Annotated in this window: 17 protein-coding genes and 1 other annotated feature; of the genes, 6 read left to right on the top strand and 11 right to left on the bottom strand. The window is 56.7% G+C overall.

Going from position 1 to position 20,307, the window contains the following annotated elements; all coding sequences use genetic code 11:
- The first annotated feature begins 69 nt into the window (after positions 1-69).
- Together GNG26_RS05005 and ybaK are read left to right on the top strand one after the other, a co-directional pair.
- The gene (locus GNG26_RS05005; RefSeq protein WP_114387760.1) at positions 70-864 is read left to right on the top strand and encodes a TraB/GumN family protein; all 795 of its coding nucleotides are present in this window, start codon (positions 70-72) and stop codon (positions 862-864) included.
- 199 nt (positions 865-1,063) lie between these two features.
- A complete protein-coding gene (gene ybaK, locus GNG26_RS05000) occupies positions 1,064-1,543 on the top strand; it encodes a Cys-tRNA(Pro)/Cys-tRNA(Cys) deacylase YbaK (RefSeq protein WP_103824081.1) in 480 nt (159 codons plus the stop codon).
- Positions 1,544-1,706: 163 nt separating this feature from the next.
- Here ybaK and ushA read toward each other — a convergent pair whose 3' ends face one another.
- The gene (gene ushA / locus GNG26_RS04995; protein ID WP_114387762.1) at positions 1,707-3,359 is read right to left on the bottom strand and encodes a bifunctional UDP-sugar hydrolase/5'-nucleotidase UshA; all 1,653 of its coding nucleotides are present in this window, start codon (positions 3,357-3,359) and stop codon (positions 1,707-1,709) included.
- Positions 3,360-3,522: 163 nt separating this feature from the next.
- Here ushA and GNG26_RS04990 point away from each other — a divergent pair, with 163 nt between their 5' ends.
- Entirely contained in the window at positions 3,523-4,728 is a 1,206-nt protein-coding gene (locus GNG26_RS04990; protein ID WP_103824079.1) for an MFS transporter, read from the top strand.
- Between the two features lie 234 nt (positions 4,729-4,962).
- Entirely contained in the window at positions 4,963-6,627 is a 1,665-nt protein-coding gene (ybaL, locus tag GNG26_RS04985; protein WP_103824078.1) for a YbaL family putative K(+) efflux transporter, read from the top strand.
- Positions 6,628-6,702: 75 nt separating this feature from the next.
- Here the strand turns inward: ybaL and gsk are convergent, their stop codons facing one another.
- From gsk to GNG26_RS04940, 9 genes are all read right to left on the bottom strand, one after another.
- Positions 6,703-8,007: an inosine/guanosine kinase gene (gene gsk, locus GNG26_RS04980; RefSeq protein WP_114315738.1), complete on the bottom strand. Its 1,305-nt coding sequence runs from the start codon at positions 8,005-8,007 to the stop codon at positions 6,703-6,705.
- 62 nt (positions 8,008-8,069) lie between these two features.
- A complete protein-coding gene (gene hemH / locus GNG26_RS04975; RefSeq protein ID WP_156237944.1) occupies positions 8,070-9,032 on the bottom strand; it encodes a ferrochelatase in 963 nt (320 codons plus the stop codon).
- 246 nt (positions 9,033-9,278) lie between these two features.
- Positions 9,279-9,923, bottom strand: coding sequence for an adenylate kinase (gene adk, locus GNG26_RS04970; RefSeq protein ID WP_103178514.1), 645 nt, complete (start codon positions 9,921-9,923; stop codon positions 9,279-9,281).
- Positions 9,924-10,102: 179 nt separating this feature from the next.
- Complete coding sequence (htpG, locus tag GNG26_RS04965; RefSeq protein ID WP_103824074.1) at positions 10,103-11,977, bottom strand: molecular chaperone HtpG; 1,875 nt, start codon at positions 11,975-11,977, stop codon at positions 10,103-10,105.
- A gap of 111 nt (positions 11,978-12,088) precedes the next feature.
- A complete protein-coding gene (gene recR, locus GNG26_RS04960) occupies positions 12,089-12,694 on the bottom strand; it encodes a recombination mediator RecR (protein WP_103178512.1) in 606 nt (201 codons plus the stop codon).
- Positions 12,694-13,026, bottom strand: a complete 333-nt coding sequence (locus GNG26_RS04955; protein WP_014882811.1) for a YbaB/EbfC family nucleoid-associated protein — start codon at positions 13,024-13,026, stop codon at positions 12,694-12,696. The genes recR and GNG26_RS04955 overlap by 1 nt, the downstream gene beginning before the upstream one ends.
- Positions 13,027-13,079: 53 nt before the next feature.
- Positions 13,080-15,008 (bottom strand): DNA polymerase III subunit gamma/tau, encoded by a 1,929-nt coding sequence (gene dnaX, locus GNG26_RS04950; protein WP_103824073.1) that lies wholly within the window; start codon positions 15,006-15,008, stop codon positions 13,080-13,082.
- Positions 13,686-13,750: a sequence feature (DnaX frameshifting element), on the bottom strand. Its footprint overlaps the gene before it by 65 nt.
- An 89-nt stretch (positions 15,009-15,097) precedes the next feature.
- Positions 15,098-15,649 (bottom strand): adenine phosphoribosyltransferase, encoded by a 552-nt coding sequence (apt, locus tag GNG26_RS04945; protein ID WP_010428187.1) that lies wholly within the window; start codon positions 15,647-15,649, stop codon positions 15,098-15,100.
- Positions 15,650-15,801: 152 nt separating this feature from the next.
- Complete coding sequence (locus GNG26_RS04940; protein ID WP_156237943.1) at positions 15,802-16,179, bottom strand: DUF454 family protein; 378 nt, start codon at positions 16,177-16,179, stop codon at positions 15,802-15,804.
- A 50-nt stretch (positions 16,180-16,229) separates the two neighbouring features.
- On the opposite strand from GNG26_RS04940, the gene priC reads away from it, so the two are divergent.
- Together priC and rsmS are read left to right on the top strand one after the other, a co-directional pair.
- Positions 16,230-16,757, top strand: coding sequence for a primosomal replication protein N'' (gene priC / locus GNG26_RS04935; RefSeq protein ID WP_103824071.1), 528 nt, complete (start codon positions 16,230-16,232; stop codon positions 16,755-16,757).
- A 12-nt stretch (positions 16,758-16,769) separates the two neighbouring features.
- Positions 16,770-16,928: a pleiotropic regulatory protein RsmS gene (gene rsmS / locus GNG26_RS04930; RefSeq protein WP_103824070.1), complete on the top strand. Its 159-nt coding sequence runs from the start codon at positions 16,770-16,772 to the stop codon at positions 16,926-16,928.
- Between the two features lie 29 nt (positions 16,929-16,957).
- Here rsmS and mscK read toward each other — a convergent pair whose 3' ends face one another.
- A complete protein-coding gene (gene mscK / locus GNG26_RS04925; protein ID WP_156237942.1) occupies positions 16,958-20,305 on the bottom strand; it encodes a mechanosensitive channel MscK in 3,348 nt (1,115 codons plus the stop codon).
- Positions 20,306-20,307 lie beyond the last annotated feature (2 nt).

The following is a 20,307-nucleotide window of genomic DNA, read 5'->3' as shown; positions in this document are numbered from 1 at the left end:
TGCAGGACAAGGACGTCTTGCGCCACTCCTCCCCACGCGCTAGCATGAATTTTTCATCAGGGAGCGCGTATGGGTCTGTTTCAACGTCTGAAAGCATCGTTTCGCGCCCTCTTCCCCCGCCGCTATCGCTGGCCTGGTCTTGATATCACCCTTCCCGGCGGACAGCATCTGCATCTGGTCGGCAGTATCCATATGGGGACGCGGGATATGTCTCCCCTGCCCGATGGCCTTGTTACCCGTTTGCATCACGCCGACGCGCTGATCGTCGAAGCGGATATCTCCGGGGATGAGTCGCCCTTCGCAGGACTTGCGATCCCGCCTCCGCTGGCGGAGCGTCTCAGCCCGACGCAGCTTACGGAACTGCAACGGGTCGCCGAGGAGCTTGGATTATCGCTTAATCAGCTTGAGAGCCAGCCGCTGTGGCAGATCGCCATGGTATTGCAGGCTACCCAGGCGCAGCGGTTGGGGTTGCGGGGAGATTACGGCATCGATTACCAATTGCTGAATGCCGCGCGTACGCAGAACCTACCGGTCATTGAGCTGGAAGGGGCGGCCAGCCAGATCGCCCTGCTGCGCCAGATGCCAGACGACGGTTTGCTGCTGCTGGAAGATACCCTGACTCACTGGCACACCAATGCCCGCCTGCTGCAAACCATGGTGAGCTGGTGGCTGGATTCCCCCCCTGTCGTCGACAAGCTGGCGCTTCCGGCGACCTTCAGCGAATCGCTGTATGATGTGCTGATGCATGAGCGTAATCAGGCGTGGTGCGAAAAGCTGCACGCATTGCCGGCCGGGCGGTATGTGGTGGCGGTAGGGGCGTTGCATCTGTACGGCGAGGGGAATTTGCCGTCGCTGCTGAGATAAAAAAGTGGCCAATATTTCTATTGGCCCGTCAAAGAGGAATTTCATCATTGTTATTATGCCGGAGGAGACCCCCGGTTCAGCAGATTGTCGCTCAAAGTGACCATCACTGCCAACACTATTGCGCAAGATGGTGCTATTTTTTAGCCGCTTTTCAGGCGTATTCTTAAGGCGTTTATTGTCCGGGCTAAGAAGGATTGCTATGACTCCCGCCGTTAAATTACTCGAAAAAAACAAGATTTCGTTTCGGATCCACAGCTATGACCACGATCCGGCTGAAACCAATTTTGGTGATGAAGTGGTGCGTAAACTAGGTCTGAATGCGGATCAGGTCTATAAAACATTGCTGGTTGCGGTCAATGGCGATATGAAACATCTCGCCGTGGCGGTGACGCCGGTTGCCAGCCAACTGGATCTGAAGAAAGTGGCCAAAGCGCTGGGCGCCAAAAAAGTGGATATGGCCGACCCGATGGTGGCGCAACGCACCACGGGGTATTTGGTGGGCGGGATCAGCCCATTGGGGCAGAAGAAGCGCCTGCCGACGCTGATTGATGCGCCTTCACAGGCGTTTGAAACGATCTATATTTCCGGCGGCAAGCGCGGGATGGATATTGAACTGGCGGCGAGCGATCTGGCGAAAATGCTGGATGCGCAGTTTGCGGACATTGCGCGTCGGGATTAAAAAACGCCGGGTGGCGCTGCGCTTACCCGGCCTACAAAACCGTTCGAACCGTAGGCCCGGTAAGCGCAGCGCCACCGGGCATCAGGCCGTACGGTTCCAAACCCCATAACCGTTCGAACCGTAGGCCGGGTAAGGCGAAGCCGCCACCCGGCACTGATGGCGCTTACTGCCAGCTCACTTCACCCTGCGGTTCATAGGCGTTCACATCCAGCGGTGAGTTCTGCTGGATGTACTGCTTCAGCACCTCGGCATCAATAAAGCCGGTATTCACATAGCCTGGTTTATCATCAATGTGCGGATAACCATCGCCGCCGGTGGCGTTGAAGCTCAAGGTCGCCATACGGTAGGTTTTTGCCGGATCAACCGGTTCACCCTTGATCTTCAGGTCGTTGAGCACCCCACCCTTCGCCACAAAGCTCACGTTGGCAAACTGCGGATAGGCGCCGGAGTCCGGTTTCATCTGCGCTACCGCGGTGAGATAGTCAGTGACTTCTTTACCGCTCATATCGACATAGACCAGCACGTTGCCGAACGGCTGCACCTTGAGGACATCTTTATAGGTGATATCGCCGCCCTCAATGGAGTCGCGGATGCCGCCGCCGCTCATCACCGCAAAATCGGCATTGGTGCGCGCCATTTGCGCGGCCAGGATCAGATGGCCCATATTGGTCTGCACGAAGCGCACCTTGCTGCGATCGCCTTCCAGTCTGCCATTGAGCGTGCCGATCTTCACATCCAGCTGCGCTTTACCTTTATTCTGGAACGGCGTCAGCAGGGAGAGCATCTGTGGGTTTTCCGCAATTTCCGGGGTATAGAGGACGCGTTCGCTCTGGCCGTTATCGTAGGTCACCTTCTTCTTCAGGTTGACCGGGATGAGCTGGTAGTGGACCAGCTTCATCTCGCCGTTACGGAATTCGAAATCGGCCCGGCCCACATATTTGCCCCACTCGTGCGCCTGCACAATCCAGATCCCGTTCTGCTTATCGGGCGCGCACGGCGTGCCTGGCACATAGTCCACCTGCTTTTTATTTTCCGAAGCCATGCAGACAGGATCCTGGGAGTGACCGCCCACGATCATCGCCAGGGAGCCCGCCGGCAGGCTGCGCGCCATCTCGACATCCCCTGGCGCATTCGAGCCATGCTCGCCATTATCGTAATGGCCCATATGGGTGGTAGCGATAATCACGTCCGGCTTTTCGTTCTGCTGTAACTCCTGGATCACCAGCTTCGCTTCGTCAGCCGGTTTACGGAATTCGATATCGGTGAAATATTCCGGGTTGCCGATTTTCGCCGTGTCGTCGGTGGTCAGCCCCACCACCGCAATTTTAATATCCTGGCGTTTGAAAATGGCCCAGGGTTTAAATAAGCGCTCGCCGGTGCTTTTCTGATAAATATTGGCGGAGAGGAACGGAAATTTGGCCCACTTCTCCTGCTGGCGTAATACTTCGATGGGATTATCAAACTCATGGTTGCCCACGGCCATCGCATCGTAGCCAATCAAATTCATGCCGCGGAAATCGGGTTCCGCGTCCTGTAAATCTGATTCCGGCACGCCGGTATTAATGTCGCCGCCGGAGAGGAGCAGCACGCTACCGCCTTTTGCCGCCACCTCTTTACGGATCCCATCCACCAGCGTTTTCTGTGCCGAAAGGCCGTATTCGCCATATTCGCTGCGCCAGAAGTGGCCGTGGTGATCGTTGGTATGCAGAATGGTGATGTTATAGGTTTTATCTTTTTCCCAGGCCTGGGCCGGCAGGCTGAGCAGCCCACACGCCGCAATGATTGCCAGCGCGACGCCTCGCTTCATTAACTTCATTTCTTCACTCCCTGATGCATAGACAAACGCAAAAATTACAATGAGTAATCAGAATAGACAAATATGTTTTCAGAATTGCGACTTTCCTCAAATGTCGGGGAAAGGTATGTTAGGCGAATAATAATTACATCCTGCACTTCCTATAACAATCGACGTGGTATTTATGGCAATCAGTGAATCTACTCCACCGGTGTCGGCTGCTAAGGCTCGCACCTCATTTGGTATTCTCGGCGCAATCAGTCTTTCGCATCTGCTGAACGATATGATCCAGTCGCTTATTCTGGCGATTTATCCCTTATTGCAGTCCGAGTTCTCTCTTACCTTCGTGCAGATCGGCATGATCACCCTCACCTTCCAGCTGGCCTCGTCGCTACTGCAACCGGTGGTGGGCTACTGGACGGATAAATATCCGATGCCGTGGTCGCTGCCCATTGGCATGTGCTTTACCCTGAGCGGCCTGATCCTGCTGGCGATGGCGGGCAGTTTCGAGGGCGTACTGGTCGCGGCCGCGCTGGTGGGAACCGGCTCATCGGTCTTCCACCCGGAGTCGTCCCGCGTGGCGCGTATGGCCTCCGGTGGCCGTCACGGGCTGGCGCAGTCGCTGTTCCAGGTAGGTGGTAACTTCGGCAGCTCCCTCGGCCCGCTGCTGGCGGCGGTAATTATTGCCCCCTATGGCAAAGGCAACGTGGCCTGGTTTGTGCTGGCCGCGCTGCTGGCGATTGTGGTGCTGGCGCAAATCAGCCGCTGGTACGCCGCCCAGCACCGGGTTAATAAGGGCAAACCAAAAGCGCCAGTTATCAATCCCCTTCCGCGTAACAAGGTTATTCTGGCGGTCAGCATCCTGCTGATGCTGATTTTCTCCAAATATTTCTATATGGCGAGCATCAGCAGCTATTACACCTTTTACCTGATGGAAAAATTCGGATTATCGGTACAAAACGCCCAATTTCATCTCTTCGCCTTCCTGTTTGCCGTCGCCGCCGGGACCTTTATTGGTGGGCCACTGGGTGACAAAATCGGACGCAAATATGTGATTTGGGGCTCTATCCTTGGCGTTGCGCCGTTTACGCTTATTTTGCCCTACGCAACACTGTGGTGGACGGGTGTTTTAACCGTGATCATTGGTTTTATTCTTGCCTCTGCGTTTTCTGCCATCCTGGTCTATGCCCAGGAGCTGCTTCCGGGCCGTATCGGCATGGTTTCCGGGCTGTTTTTTGGTTTCGCCTTCGGAATGGGCGGCCTGGGAGCGGCAGTGTTAGGGCTGATTGCAGACCATACCAGCATCTTTTTGGTCTACAAAATCTGCGCTTTCCTGCCTCTTCTCGGGATGTTGACTATATTCCTGCCTGATAACCGGCATAAAGCCTGATTTATCTGCGGCCAAACTCCAGGTTTGGCCGCGCCCTTCCCTACTGCCATAAGCCTTTCTTAGCACAGCCTCTTAAAAATCGTCATGTTCTGTTTTTGTTTAACCCTTATTGCTGTTTTACTCAAATTTCAATAATTATTCATAAACATAATCATTAAATTTGTCATAAACTATTACTCGGCTTTTTGGTTTTTGGACCAAAAATGGATTAACTCAGCAACGAAAGGAGACGGAATGCACCACGCCACACCGCTTATCACCACCATTGTTGGTGGACTTGTACTCGCATTTATACTCGGCATGCTTGCCAACAAACTTCGCATTTCGCCTCTGGTGGGCTATTTATTAGCGGGCGTGTTAGCCGGGCCTTTTACCCCGGGTTTTGTTGCTGATACTAAACTTGCCCCGGAGCTGGCGGAGCTTGGCGTGATCCTGCTGATGTTCGGTGTGGGTTTGCATTTCTCCCTGAAGGATCTGATGGCGGTAAAGTCGATCGCCATTCCCGGCGCGATCGCCCAGATAGCCGTGGCGACGTTACTGGGTATGGCGCTTTCAGCGATGCTGGGCTGGCCGCTGATGACCGGCATTGTATTTGGTCTCTGCCTTTCCACCGCCAGCACCGTGGTGCTGCTGCGTGCGCTTGAAGAGAGGCAGCTCATTGACAGTCAGCGGGGGCAGATCGCCATTGGCTGGCTGATTGTTGAAGATCTGGTGATGGTCTTAACCCTGGTGCTGCTGCCAGCGGTCGCCGGAATGCTGGAAAAAGAGAACGTGGGCTTTGCCTCGCTGGCGCTGGATATGAGTATCACCATTGGTAAGGTAGTGGCCTTTATCGCCATTATGATGCTGGTGGGCCGTCGCCTGGTGCCTTGGATCCTCTCCCGCAGTGCCGCCACCGGTTCGCGCGAGCTGTTTACTCTTGCCGTACTCGCCCTGGCGCTGGGTATCGCCTTTGGCGCCGTTGAGCTGTTTGATGTCTCCTTCGCCCTCGGCGCGTTCTTTGCCGGGATGGTGCTCAATGAATCGGAACTGAGCCACCGCGCCGCCCACGATACCCTGCCGCTGCGCGACGCGTTTGCGGTGCTGTTTTTCGTCTCCGTGGGGATGCTGTTCGACCCGCTGGTGTTGATTGAACAGCCGCTGGCGGTGCTCGGCACGCTGGCCATCATTATCTTCGGTAAGTCACTCGCCGCTTTCTTCCTGGTGCGTATGTTCGGCCACTCGCCGCGTACCGCGCTGACTATTGCCGCCAGTCTCGCCCAGATTGGTGAATTTGCCTTTATTCTCGCCGGGCTGGGCATGGCGCTGGATCTGCTGCCGCAGGCTGGGCAAAACCTGGTGCTGGCGGGGGCGATCCTCTCAATTATGCTCAACCCGGTGCTGTTCGCGCTGCTGGAAAAATATCTCGATAAAACCGAAACCCTCGAAGAGCAGACCCTGGAAGAGGCGACGGAAGAAGAGAAACAGATCCCGGTGGATATCTGTAACCACGCCCTGCTGGTGGGTTTTGGCCGCGTCGGCAGCCTGCTGGGTGAGAAGCTGATGGCCCAGGGCATTCCACTGGTGGTGATTGAAAACTCCCGTACCCGCGTGGATGAGCTGCGCGCGCGTGGGATCCGGGCGGTGCTGGGGAATGCGGCGAACGAAGAGATCATGAATCTGGCGCATCTGGACTGCGCGCGCTGGCTGCTGCTGACCATTCCCAACGGCTATGAAGCGGGTGAAATTGTCGCCTCGGCGCGAGAAAAGTGTCCGGATATTGAAATCATTGCCCGCGCCCATTACGACGACGAGGTGGATTACATCACCGAGCGTGGCGCGAATCAGGTGGTGATGGGTGAGCGCGAAATTGCGAATACGATGCTGGCGCTGCTGGAGAAAAAGGCGGTGATGGGGTAAAAAAAAGCCTGCTGGCGCTTCGCTTAGCAGGCTCACACGTCGCCCCGGCAAGCGCAGCGCCGCCGGGGGATGGGCTTATCTGTCCCAGTAGGACTCTTCCAGACTGTCTTCCCGCTCCGGCAGGCCGCGCGTTAAGCGCGGTGAGTGCTGGTTCAGCACCTGATAGCTCACGCGGTTTGCGTACTTACACACCTGGGCCAGCGACGAATAGGTCAGCCAGTTAAACTTGTGTTTGCTGGAGTTCGGCACGTTAGTACGGTGGAACGCGTTGGCAGTGATATCGTGCAGCAGCGCCGCCAGCGCGCCGTCGCCTGCGCCGTTGGTGTTCATGATCTTCTCCGGGCCGCCCATGTACGGGGCGATATGCGAGAAGATACGCAGCGGATTAACACAGTCTTTGTGGCGCATGGCGCGGCTGAATTCAAACTGGTTGAACTCGGCAATCGCCCCTGGCAGCAGCGGATGCTGGGTCTTGCGCTTCGCCTCTTCTTCGGTGAAACCGGCCATATACAACCCTACCGGCCCGGCAGTGCAGAGCACCAGATCGACCCAGTCCAGCGCCTTATCAGATGCCAGCAGCGGATCGCTCTCCCCGGTCAGGGCTTCGGCCTCTTCTTCGTTCATCGCCAGAATCGAGACGTGCTCCTTCAGGAACGCCTGCCACCACTCCGGGTTATCGGCGATGACAAATTTGGTGCCCAGGGTAAGGACCACCGGCACGTTGTATTTCTTCGCATATTCCACCGCCTTCATGGTCGCTTCCGGCATCGGCTCGCCGGGCTTGCAGCGCACCAGATAGGAGGTCAGCACCAGTGCAGATGCCCCGGCAATCACCTCTTCAGGAATGCTCTCGGCGCGCAGCTGGTTCATATGGCCAGGGCTGATGGCGAAGGTCCGCTCGCCGGATTCACCGATTAGCGTAAAGCAGCGGCCAATCGCCCCGTCCACGCCCTGGAGGTAGTTCAGATCGGTACGACTGGAGGTGTTGCAAAGATAACGGTAGGCGTAACTGCCGATTTCGACATTGCTGCACATCACGCCCAGCAGCACGGAGCGGTCGTCCGCCAGCACAGAGTAGTTGTGCATGGTGTTGCCGATGGTCCCCCCGGCAAACTGATGGGTGATCAGGTTATCCCGCACCAGCTCCTGATAGAGCGCTTCCGCTACATCATCTTCAATTACCAAAGAGTGCCCGGCGCTCAGGCCGTAACGTTCGACAAACGCATCGTCCACTTTAGCTTCAATATCCACCAGCGTCTGGTCGATACCCACCACCCAGGCGGCACTGGACTCATTTTCCGGCTGAATTTGCTGCAGCAGCGGATCGCGGGCGTTAACGGGAAAGTAGTGTTTGGATTTACGTTTACCGGGAAATTTCATGTTCTGAGCTATGAGTGACGGATGGGCCGGGAATGGTAGCACAAACCCGGCGCAGAGTGCGATCAGCGGCTGCGGGTCACCAATGACGCCATCATCTCGATGTGCTCAGGATTGTCGTTAAGCGCCGGAATATACTCATACTTTGTCCCGCCCGCTTCGAGGAAGAACTCCCGGTTTTGCACCGCGATCTCTTCCAGGGTTTCCAGACAGTCTGCCGCAAAGCCTGGCGACATTACCTGGATATGCTTCACGCCCTTCTCACCCAGCATTTTGAGGGTTTCATCGGTGTAGGGGGTCAGCCAGGGCTCGCGGCCAAAGCGCGACTGGAAGGTCATCATCACCTTCTCGGGCGGCAGGCCGAGGGCGGACACCAGCTCACGGGTGGTATCGCGGCAGCGCTGCGGATAGTCGTCCCCTTCGTTGGCGAATCGCTGCGGGATGCCGTGATAGGAGAGCAGCAGCAGATCCGGCTCGCCGTGTTTCTCAAACGACGCGCGGGCACTGCTGGCAAGGGCGTTGATATAGAGCTCGTTATCCGCGTAGTCGCGAATAAAGGTCACGCCAGGAATGCGACGACGGGTTGCCAGAATGCGCGCCAGCTCATCCCAGACGGCTGCCACGGTGGAGCAGGAGTACTGTGGATAGAGCGTCAGCACCACAATGTGATCAACGCCCTGCGTCAGCAGTTCATCGACGGCGCTTTTCAGGGAAGGTTTGCCGTAACTCATGCCCAGCGCTACCGGCATATCCGGCAGACGGGCAGCCAGCGCCTTCTCCTGACGACGGCTGTAGACCATCAGCGGCGAACCCTCTTCCATCCAGACGGACTGATAGAGCTTTGCCACGCGCGGCGAACGGATCGGCAGAATCACGCCACGCAGCAAAGGCCACCACAGCAGACGTGGGGTATCCACAACGCGCGTATCGCTTAAAAATTGTCGCAGGTAGCGTTTTACCGCCGCTGGAGTAGGTGCTTCGGGGGTTCCCAGATTGGCAAGCAGGATGCCGGTTTTCGCCTGACTCATTCACGCCTCATAACCTTTTAACAGGCTGATAAGTGTATCTGAAAAGTGCGTAAACGGAACCAATTGCAGTAAAAGGTAGAATGAGAATTTTTCTCACCCGGGGACCCGGGTGAGAACCCACGTCATCCTTCAGGCTGCCTCTTTGTTGGCTGCGCACTCTCACCCCAGTCACATAGTAATCTATGTTCCTGGGGATTCGCGTGCTTGCCGCCGCGATGCAGCCCGAATGATTTAGTGGGGGCGTGATTAGCCGAGGATCTTTTCCAGCTCTGCACGAACGTCAGCGACAGGCTTAGTGCCGTCAACTTTTGCGTATTTGGTATTACCCGCCTGCGCTTCTTTGCTGTAGTAGCCGATCAGCGGCGCGGTCATCTGATGGTATTCCACCAGGCGCTTACGCACGGTCTCTTCCTGATCGTCTTTACGGGTGGTCAGCTCTTCGCCGGTCACGTCGTCTTTGCCTTCCACCTGCGGCGGATTGAACTTAACGTGGTAAACGCGGCCGGAAGCGGCGTGTACGCGACGACCGATGATACGGTCAACGATCAGCTCGTCCGGTACGTCGAACTCCAGCACGTAATCTACGTTGATGCCCGCGTCTTTCATGGCATCCGCCTGCGGAATGGTACGTGGGAAGCCGTCCAGCAGGAAACCGTTACGGCAATCTTCCTGAGAAATGCGTTCTTTAACCAGAGCGATAACCAGCTCGTCGGTCACCAGTTTGCCGGCGTCCATAATGTCTTTCGCCTGTTTACCCAGCTCGGAGCCAGATTTAACAGCGGCACGCAGCATGTCACCCGTAGAGATTTGCGGAATACCGTATTTCTCCATGATGAACTGAGCCTGAGTTCCTTTACCCGCGCCCGGAGCGCCAAGCAGAATAATACGCATTGCGAAAATCCCCTCAAAAGTCGATTCAATTTTTCAAAAAGCGCTAAACAATACCACCAGAACGGGTATCGCTCAAGAAAGGCGGGAAGGCTGAAACGGTTAATGAGGGGAATTTATTAGTGGGTGCAGGCAGATAACCTGCACCCTTATCCTCTCTTCAGCGAAGAGAGGGAAGTGATTTACGCCAGCAGCAACGCATTCACGCGTTTGATGAACTGGTTAGGATCTTCCAGCGTGCCGCGTTCGGCCAGCAGGGACTGATCCAGCAGCAGTTCAACCCACTCGGCGAAGCGGGCTTCGTCCTGGGTCTCGGCTGCACGTTTCACCAGCGCGTGATCCGGGTTGAGTTCAAAGATGTATTTCACTTCCGGCACTGCCTGGCCCGCGGCGGCGAACAGCTTCGCCATCTGGGTGCTCATCTCGTCAGCATCAGTGGTGACGATGGCAGGGGTATCGGTCAGACGGTGAGTGAAACGCACCTCTTTCACGCGATCGCCCAGATGGGTTTTCACGCGCTCAACAAACGGCTCCAGCGCTTTTTCTGCCTCTTTCGCGGTATCGTCCACTTCATCCGCCAGCTTGTCGATGGACTCATCGGCTTTGGCCACGGACTGGAACGCTTTGCCGCTGAACTCGGTCAGGTAGTTCATCATCCACTCATCGATGCGATCGGAAAGCAGCAATACTTCGATGCCTTTCTTACGCAGCAGCTCCAGGTGCGGGCTGCTCTTCGCCGCGGCATAGCTGTCGGCGGTGATGTAGTAGATCTTCTCCTGCCCTTCTTTCATGCGGGAGATGTACTCTTCCAGCGACACGTTCTGCTCGGAAGAGTCGGTGTGCGTGGAGGCGAAGCGCAGCAGTTTGGCAATGGCTTCAACGTTGGACGGATCTTCCGCCGGGCCCTCTTTCAGCACCAGGCCGAACTGTTTCCAGAAGGTCTGGTATTTTTCGGCGTCGTCTTTCGCCAGCTTATCCAGCATCTGCAGCGCACGTTTGCTCAGCGCGGTGCGCAGATTACGGGTTACGGTGCTGTCCTGCAGGATCTCACGGGAGACGTTCAGCGGCAGATCGTTGGAATCAATCAGGCCGCGCACAAAGCGCAGGTAGTTCGGCATGAACTGTTCGGCTTCGTCCATGATGAACACGCGCTGCACGTACAGCTTCAGGCCGTGCTTGTGATCGCGGTTCCACATATCCCACGGTGCCTGCGCCGGGATGTAAAGCAGGCTGGTGTACTCCTGCTTCCCTTCCACACGGTTGTGGCTCCAGGTCAGCGGATCGGTAAAGTCATGGGCGATGTGCTTGTAGAACTCGTTGTATTCGTCGTCTTTGATTTCAGACTTGTTACGCGTCCACAGCGCCTGCGCCTTGTTGATCTTCTCCCAGGAGATGACGGTTTCGCCGTCTTTCTCTTCCTGTTTTTCGATCTCTACCGGCAGGGCGATATGGTCAGAATATTTGCTGATGATGGAGCGTACGCGCCAGTCGTTGAGGAAATCGTCTTCCCCTTCGCGCAGGTGTAGGGTGATCTCGGTGCCGCGATCGGCTTTGGTGATGTCGGCAACGGTGTATTCACCTTCACCGTGGGATTCCCAGAATACGCCGTTTTCGGCGCTTTCGCCTGCCGCACGGGTGCGTACGGTAACTTTATCCGCCACGATGAAGGCGGAGTAGAAGCCCACGCCGAACTGACCAATCAGTTGGCTGTCTTTGGCCTGATCGGAACCCATCGACTGCAGGAACGCTTTGGTGCCGGATTTGGCGATGGTGCCGAGATGGTCAATGGCTTCATCACGGGTCATACCGATGCCGTTGTCGGCGATGGTCAGGGTGCGGTTCTCTTTATCAAATGAGACACGCACGCGCAGTTCGCCGTCACCTTCATACAGCTCTGGCTTCGAGAGCGCACGAAAACGCAGCTTGTCTGCCGCATCAGAGGCGTTAGAGATAAGCTCGCGCAGGAAAATTTCTTTATTGGAATAAAGAGAATGGATCATCAGGTGCAGAAGCTGTTTTACCTCTGACTGGAAACCACGGGTTTCTTGTCCTTTCATACTAAGTCGACCTCAACAATGCCATTTAATGGGGTTTAAAAGCGTTGAGGGAGAGATGGGGATACGGAGGAATTTTTTCAAGCGGAGGCCACGACTGCAGCCTCCGTTTGGTCAGAAATTAATCTTGTGACGACCTGCCAGAGAGTGGGACAGCGTAGTGCCATCGACCATTTCCAGCTCGCCGCCCACCGGCACGCCGTGGGCGATTCGACTGGCATCGACGCCCGACTCCGCGCACAGCTCGGCGATATAGTTGGCTGTTGCCTCCCCTTCCACCGTTGGGTTGGTGGCGAGGATCACCTCGTTAATCGTTTCCGATTTCAGGCGCTGTTCAAGGCGGTCCAGGCCGATATCATCCGGACCAATACCGTCCAGCGGCGACAGGTGCCCCATCAGCACAAAATAGCGGCCGGAAAACTGCCCGGTCTGCTCAATGGCATAGATGTCCGCAGGACTCTCCACCACGCAGATCTGACCATTTTCCTGACGACGCGGGTTGGCGCAGATATTACACACCTCCTGCTCGGTAAAGGTGCGGCAGTCGGCACAATGGCCAATTTCTGACATGGCGCGGGTCAGGGCCTGCGCCAGACGCATGCCGCCGCTACGATCGCGTTGCAGCAGGGTAAACGCCATGCGCTGCGCCGACTTCGGGCCTACGCCCGGCAGGCAGCGTAGCGCTTCCATTAACTGCGTAAGCAGCGGACTGGTTTGCATCAGAATGGCATCTTAAAGCCCGGTGGCAGCTGCATTCCGGAGGATACAGAGGCCATTTTTTCTTTCTGAGTTTCGTCGATACGGCGCGCAGCATCGTTAAACGCAGCGGCAACCAGATCTTCCAGCATCTCTTTGTCGTCTTCGAGCAGGCTTGGGTCGATCTCCACGCGACGGCAGTTGTGTGCGCCGTTGATGGTCACTTTGACCAGACCTGCGCCCGATTCGCCAGTCACTTCCATCTGCGCGATCTCTTCCTGCATCTTCTGCATTTTTTCCTGCATCTGCTGGGCCTGCTTCATCAGACCACCCAGACCGCCTTTACCACCAAACATAGGCTTCTCTCTTCTTTCACGTTAAAGATAACAACCGTAAGTCAGACTCACGATCAAATGGGTCGAATACTCTCTTCATCCAGTTCTGCATCGAAGTAACGCTGCAGGGTCTGAATGTTATTATCCGCGATAATTGCCTCGCGCGCCTGCGCGAGCTTCTCTTCATAAATGGCCTGACGCCACTCCAGCGGGGTACGGACCGCCGGATTATCATCTTCAATGATAGTCAATTCAACCGGCGCGCCCTGTAATGTGGAGAGCGCCTCAGTCAGCACCTGCTGCGCGCTCGCCGAGTTCAGGTGACGCTGGCCCGGACGCAGATGCAGGCAGATGCGGTTGCCCTCCTGCTCACGCCAGGCGTTGAGCGCGACCTGCTCCACCAGCTTCGGCAGCTTCAGTTTACTGACCTCTGCCGCCCAGGCATCGCGCGCAAGCGACTCTTCCGCCAGCTTCGCGGAGAGCTCCGGCGTTTTCTCATGCTCCAGCGCCTTTTTCAGCGCCTTCGGCGTGGCAATCTCCACCTTCACCTCTTCGGTGACGGTGGTGGCTTTCCAGCGATAGGCTTCTTGCTTCACCGGCGCCTTCGGCTCAGAAGTGACCGATGCCGAACGCGACTGGACACGATCCGTGACCGAAGCCAGACGTTCAAGCGCGGCGTTATTTACCGGCCGCGCTCTTGCAGGCGCTGCCGGTTCACTCTTTTTTGGTCTGGGTGCTCCCTGCGCGCGCTGTAGCTGGCTGCGGGCAGCAAGCACCGAACTGGTGGCGTCCGACAGCGGCACATTTTGCGGCGATGGCGCTGCCGGCTGTACTGGTACCTGCTGCGGTGACATAACCGCCGTCGGCGCGGCCGGTGCGAACGACTGCGGCTGCACCTCGGGTTCCGGCAACGGCATGCGCGGATGGAACGCCAGCGCGCGCAGCAGGGTCATCTCAACCCCCATACGTCTGTCGGGCGCGAACGGCAGCTCTTTGCGGCCAATTAACAGGGTTTGATAGTAAAGCTGTACATCCGTTGGCGGAATGGTTCGCGCCAGCTCGCGCATCCGCTGTTCAATCGCGGCCATATCCGGGCCTAGCGCCGCCGGGGAGAGCTGCACCATCGCAATACGGTGCAGCAGGCTAAGCATCTCAACCAGTAGGGCTTCCCACTCCACGCCGCGTGAAGCTGAGGCGTTGACCAGCTCCATCACCCGCTCGCCGTTGGCCTCGACAACCGCTTCAATCAGCGACAGCGCCTGATCGTCATCCAGCGTACCGAGCATGGTGCTTACCGCCTGGGTCGTCAGCTTGCCTTCGCCGCTGGCAATCGCCTGATCGGTGAGGCTGAGCGCATCGCGCAGGCTGCCATCGGCGGCACGCGCCAGCAGCTGCAGCGCCCGCGGTTCATGGGCAACCTGCTCTTCGTTCAGGATGTATTCGAGCCGATCGCGGATCTGCGTGACGTCCAGCGCCTTCAGGTGGAACTGCAGACAACGGGATAAGATAGTGACCGGCAGCTTTTGCGGATCGGTGGTCGCCAGCAGGAATTTAACGTGTGCAGGCGGTTCTTCCAGCGTTTTCAGCAGGGCGTTAAAGCTGTGGCGCGACAGCATGTGCACTTCATCGATCAGATAGACCTTGAAGCGGCCACGCGCCGGGGCGTACTGGACGTTATCCAGCAGATCGCGGGTATCTTCGACTTTGGTGCGCGATGCGGCATCGATCTCAATCAGATCGACAAAGCGCCCCTGCTCAATTTCACGGCAGTTATCGCACACGCCGCACGGCGTGGCGGTGATCCCGGTTTCGCAGTTAAGGCCTTTCGCCAGCAAACGGGCAATAGAGGTTTTACCGACGCCACGGGTGCCGGAAAAAAGCCAGGCGTGATGGATACGGCCTAGCGATAAGCTGTTCGCCAGGGCGGTCAGCACATGTTCCTGGCCGACAACGTCAGCAAAGGTTTGGGGTCGCCATTTACGGGCTAACACCTGATAACTCATGGGCAGGCTCTGCAACGCTGGAAGGTGGATATTCAGGGGGGTAATGCTAACACAACCTCACCCGTTGGGCGAGGTTGCGGGCGGGAGGATTAATGTCCCGGGAATGGCACGAGGCTGTAGCTGGTGATGCCCTGTTTTTCGAGGCGCTGTTCACCGCCCAGATCGAACAGGTTGATGATAAAGGCCGCATCGGTTACTTCACCACCCAGGCGACGGATCAGCTTCACGGTCGCTTCAATGGTGCCGCCGGTGGCCAGCAGATCGTCAACCACCAGCACTTTATCGCCTGGCTTGATCGCATCAACGTGGATCTCAAGCTGGTCGGTGCCATACTCCAGCTCGTAGCTCTCGGCGATGGTTTCGCGAGGCAGTTTGCGCGGTTTACGCACCGGTACAAAGCCCACGCCCATTGCCAGCGCAACCGGGGCGCCAAACAGGAAACCACGGGCTTCGGTGCCTACAACTTTGGTGATCCCAGCGTTCTTATAACGCTCAACCAGCAGTTCAATGCTGAGCGCGTACGCTTTTGGGTCTTCCAGCAAGCTGGTGACATCACGGAAAAGAATGCCAGGCTTCGGATAATCCTGGATGCTTTTGATGCTGTTTTTAAGAAATTCAAGCTGCTGCGCAGTTGCGGTCATAAATGGATGCCTGATGAAAACGGTGTTACTCACGGAGCGGATAAAGGGTTGGTCAAAGTAACAATTGTTTAACCTTTAACCAGGCCCGCCCGTGCTCGAAAACGGTCGAATTTACTGGCTGCGCACAAGAAATGCAACAGCCAGTCTGAGGATTATTGCTTTTGTTGCTTTTCATCAACAACGGGGATCCGCCACATGAAAATGAGCAGGCAAGTGAGGATCGCCAGCAGCAGGATCCGTACCCACATCATTTTGACCAGCCATAATGAAATGGCGAAGGTCACCAGGATCAGCGCAATGGCCCGCGGCTTAGCCCCGGGCGGCATCGCACGGTACTGTTGCCAGTGGCGCAGATAGCCGCCAAACCATGAGCGGTACAGCAGCCAGTAGTGAAAACGTGGCGAGGAGCGGGCAAAGCACCACGCCGCAAGCAATATAAAAGGGGTAGTCGGCAGAAGGGGTAAAACGACACCCAGCGTGCCGAGCACTACCGCAAGCCAGCCAATGATGATTAGAATAGTACGCTGCATAATGCGAATCGGTATCAAACTGAACGGCTACTGTACCACTGGAGTGCGGATTGAAAACAGCCTTGCTTTTACAGACACTGCAAAATCAGCTGTCGGCCCTGCGCACGCAGGCCTCCCCGCTGATGCAGCACGCCACGCTGAAGCCGCGCTTTGACCGGCAGCTGTTCCGCACCCGCAGCACGGTGATGAATGCCTATCTGGATGAAGCCCAGCACAACCTGGATGAGCTGCGTCACGCCGTGGAAAAGGGGCAATCTGAGCAGGTGGCCTGGCTTGCCGGTCATCTGGCGGAACAGATTGCCGCCCTGCATCGGGAGATTGCCGCCTGGCCGCTACGCGTCTGGGACAGCTCCTCTGCCGGCACCACAAAATGGCAGCGCAAGCGTCTGGAACACCAGGAGTTTGAACGTCGGCTCTGTGAAATGAAAAATGAACGCACGGCGCGGCTGAATCAGGCCGAAACGCTGGAAGAACAGCAGATGCTGATGCGTGAAATCACCGCCCTGGAAGGACGGCTTGAACGTTGCCGCAAGGCACTGGATGACATTGAACGCGTTATCGCGCGTCTGACCCGTTAACAGGAGTAGTGTGTGTCACTGGAAAACGCCCCCGACGAAGTCAAGCTGGCCGTCGACCTGATCATGTTGCTGGAGAACCATGCTATCCCCACTGAAACAGTGCTGAAAGCGCTGGAGATTGTGAAGCGGGATTTTGAAGGGAAATTACCCTCCCCCCTGCCCTCTCCCTGAAAGGGAGAAGGCGAGAGCGAGGGGGCGCATCACGCTGGGGTCGGATCGTCACCCTTAATGTCACGTTTCACTTCAGTGTGCTCGTCGCCCTTCTCATTGCGCAGATGCACTTCCAGCTGGTTAAACGCGATATTGATGTTGTTCTCGCGACACATACGTTCGATAGTGCGGTTCAGTTCATCCACCGTATAACTGCGATCGCGCAGTTCACGCACGTACAGACGCAGCTCATGATCTAACGTACTCGGCCCAAAGGTCGTAAAGAAGACGGCTGGCTCCGGATCATGCATCACTTTTGGATGATCCATCGCCGCTTTCAACAGGACATTTTTCACCGTCTCCAGATCGGAACCGTAGGCCACGCCGAGGCGGATCACCACGCGGGTGATGGTGTCCGACAGCGACCAGTTGATCAACCGCTCGGTGACGAACGCTTTGTTCGGGATGATCACCTCTTTGCGATCGAAGTCAGTGATGGTGGTCGCACGGATACGGATCTTGCTGACGGTGCCCGAGAAGGTGCCGATGGTAACGGTATCGCCGATACGCACCGGACGTTCGAACAGAATAATCAGGCCAGAGACGAAGTTCCCGAAGATCTCCTGCAAACCGAAACCAAGGCCCACCGACAATGCTGCCGCCAGCCACTGCAGTTTGTCCCACGACACCCCGAGCGAACCGAAGACGGTCATGGCACCCACCACCAGAATCACATAGTTCAGGATGGTGGTAATGGCGTAGGAGGCCCCCTGGCGCATATTCAGGCGCGAGAGGATCAGCACCTCCAGCAGGCCGGGTAAGTTGCGGATCAAGGCCCATGCCACCACCGACGAGACCAGCGCGAACAACAGGCTGCCCATGGTGACGTTTTTCACCACTGCGGCCCCCGCTTCGGTGCCGCTGTAGTGCCATAGCGTAATGCTATCGAGATAGGCAAAGACGGTGATTAAATCAGACCAGATCGCCCAGAACATCACGCCGAACAGAGCAATCATCACCAGCATGGTGATACGCAGCGTCTGCTGGTTGACCTGCTCCAGGGCGATGGTCGGCTCTTCCTGCGGTTCAGCGCCTTCGGCCCCCTCTTTCACCATATTCTGCCGACGCGCCAGCGCACGGCGATAGGCAATACGGCGGGCGGCAACGCTCAGCCCGCGCAGCACGGTCTGATAGAGCAGGTTCCAGAAGATCACCAGATAGACGGTTTCAATCCAGCGCCCTGACAGACGCAGAGTGGTATAGAAATAGCCGGTGGCCGTCAGCACCATCAGCGCGACAGGGATAATAGAGAGTACGGTTACCGTCACCAGACGAATGGTATGCGACTCTTTGTCACGCCAGCTGTCACGGAATATCGGCCACATCAGGACGCTTATCAGTAGCAGGTTAAGCAGGATCACGAACTGCCCCAGCACATCATCCATCAGATGGAGCGGAGAGAGTTCCGCCACCACCGACCAGAAGTGCAGCGGCAACAGCGCCAGGCTGATGCGCACAATCTGGCGGCGCCAGTGACTGGTCAGCTGCGCAGGCATATTGAAGTGGCTCACCGCCACGCCGTCCTTCTCCAGCACTTTCCAGCACAGGCCAAAGACCAGCCAGAACAGCGCCAGCTTTTTGCTGAAGGCCCACAGCAGATCGCTGATATTGAGCTGCATGGTGAGCAGGATCAGCCCCGCCGCCAGAATTAACAGGCAGACCGGCAGGGCGCGGATCAGATCGATAAAAATGGCTTTCGGAGTATGAAGCTGGCTGTCATTACGCAACTGCCCGACTTCATTCGCCAGCTTCGCCTGGTACTTTTTCAGCCAGCCAAGACGCCAGCGGATTAAACCGGCAATCAGCAACAGCGGCAGACCCGCCAGGAAGGCAAAGGCCACCGCCGGGCCGGCTTTTTCCCAGTTAACGGTGATTTTCATCCCATTAATCTGGTCTTTTAGCATGCCCGGGAAGGATTTGATCCAGTCCCAGTCCATCGGTTTGTTGCTGTTTACCCAGAAGATTTGCTGGGTGAGGATCTCCTGCAGGCTTTTGGATACGCTCACCAGCTGTTGCTGGTTGATCTGCAGGTTAATGGCCATCATCAGCTGATTACCCAGCTGTTTGTTCATCTGGTCCAGCAGCTCGCGGCGCATATCCACCACCTGCAGCAGCGCGTCGTGAACCTCTCCATTGACCTCGCTGCTGTGTCCCTCTTCCAGTTTCGCCACAAAGGCATCGCTCTGGAACAGGGCATCACGCTGCTGGTTGACTTCAAACTGTTCAAGACGCAGATCCGCAATGCGGTTGGTCATGTCCTCCAGCTCATCGGCAGAGGGTAAGGTCTGCTGTTGCTGATAAAGGATACGCGACAGCAGCAGGCTGCCTTTCAGAACGGCGATCTGCTCCTTGATATTGCGTTCTGACTGCAGGGCGCGATCCAGCCAGTTTTTGACTTTGATGTTCTGCTGAACCAGCGAGTTGCCGTTTTCGGTGGCGGCTATCAAACGCTGGCTGAGCTGATGGTTAACATCCAGCTCCTGCTTCACCAGCGGGTTTTCCTGGATACGCGCGGTTTCGTCCGGATTGACGGCTTCCTGAGCGGTTTTCTCTGTCAGGGTCAGTCGCTTGCTGTTAACCGCTTCCTGCAGCAGTTGCAGCTGGTGCTCCAGACGGTTGATATTCGCGGTGACGTAGTCGCGCTGTTTTTGCAGGGTATCCTGCAGGACGGTATTGCCTTCCAGGCTCTTGCGCTGCTGTTCGATCTGGGCATTCAGCAGAAGCTGCTGCGTCATGAGCAACGTTTGCTGCGTGGGGCGTAACGCCGCCTCGCCCACCGCGGTGCCGTTCAGCCGATTGCGGATCTGCTGCAGCTCCTGAGAGGCGGTATACATCGCGTTCTGTACGCGCTCCGGCTGAGTTTGCAGGGAAACCAGCTGGCTGTTGTAGGTTGAGAGATCGCTCTGGGCGGTTTGTAAGTCGTCGAGCAATTGCGATACGCGCAGTTCCAGCTGGCGTAATGAGAGCGTGGCCAGCGTTTTGCGGGTTTCGTCATCATTGTCCACATCGCTCAGCGCATTCAGACTTTCGGTCGCCTTACGCATCGCTTCCGGCGCCTGGGCCACTTTCTGGCGTAATTGTGTGGTTTCGGCCTTGATCCGCTCAAGCTTATCAATAGTCTCAAGGGTTTCCGTCAGGTCCTTTTGCACCAGCTTGTCCTGCGGATTGAGCTCTTTTTGTTTGCTCAGGGCATCAAGCTGGCTCTGAATATCTGCCCGGGTTGGCGTGTCGCTGGTGTTATCACCACGTGCAAACGCAACCGGGGAGGCCAATAAGGCAAAAAAGAGAAGCAAAATAAAGGCAAAAACAGGATGCGATTGGCGTGTGTAGTGCGACATAG

Origin of the sequence: Leclercia sp. J807, from assembly GCF_009734465.1 — a bacterium.
Lineage (GTDB): Bacteria > Pseudomonadota > Gammaproteobacteria > Enterobacterales > Enterobacteriaceae > Enterobacter.
This window is presented reverse-complemented; position numbering and strand designations above follow the sequence as displayed.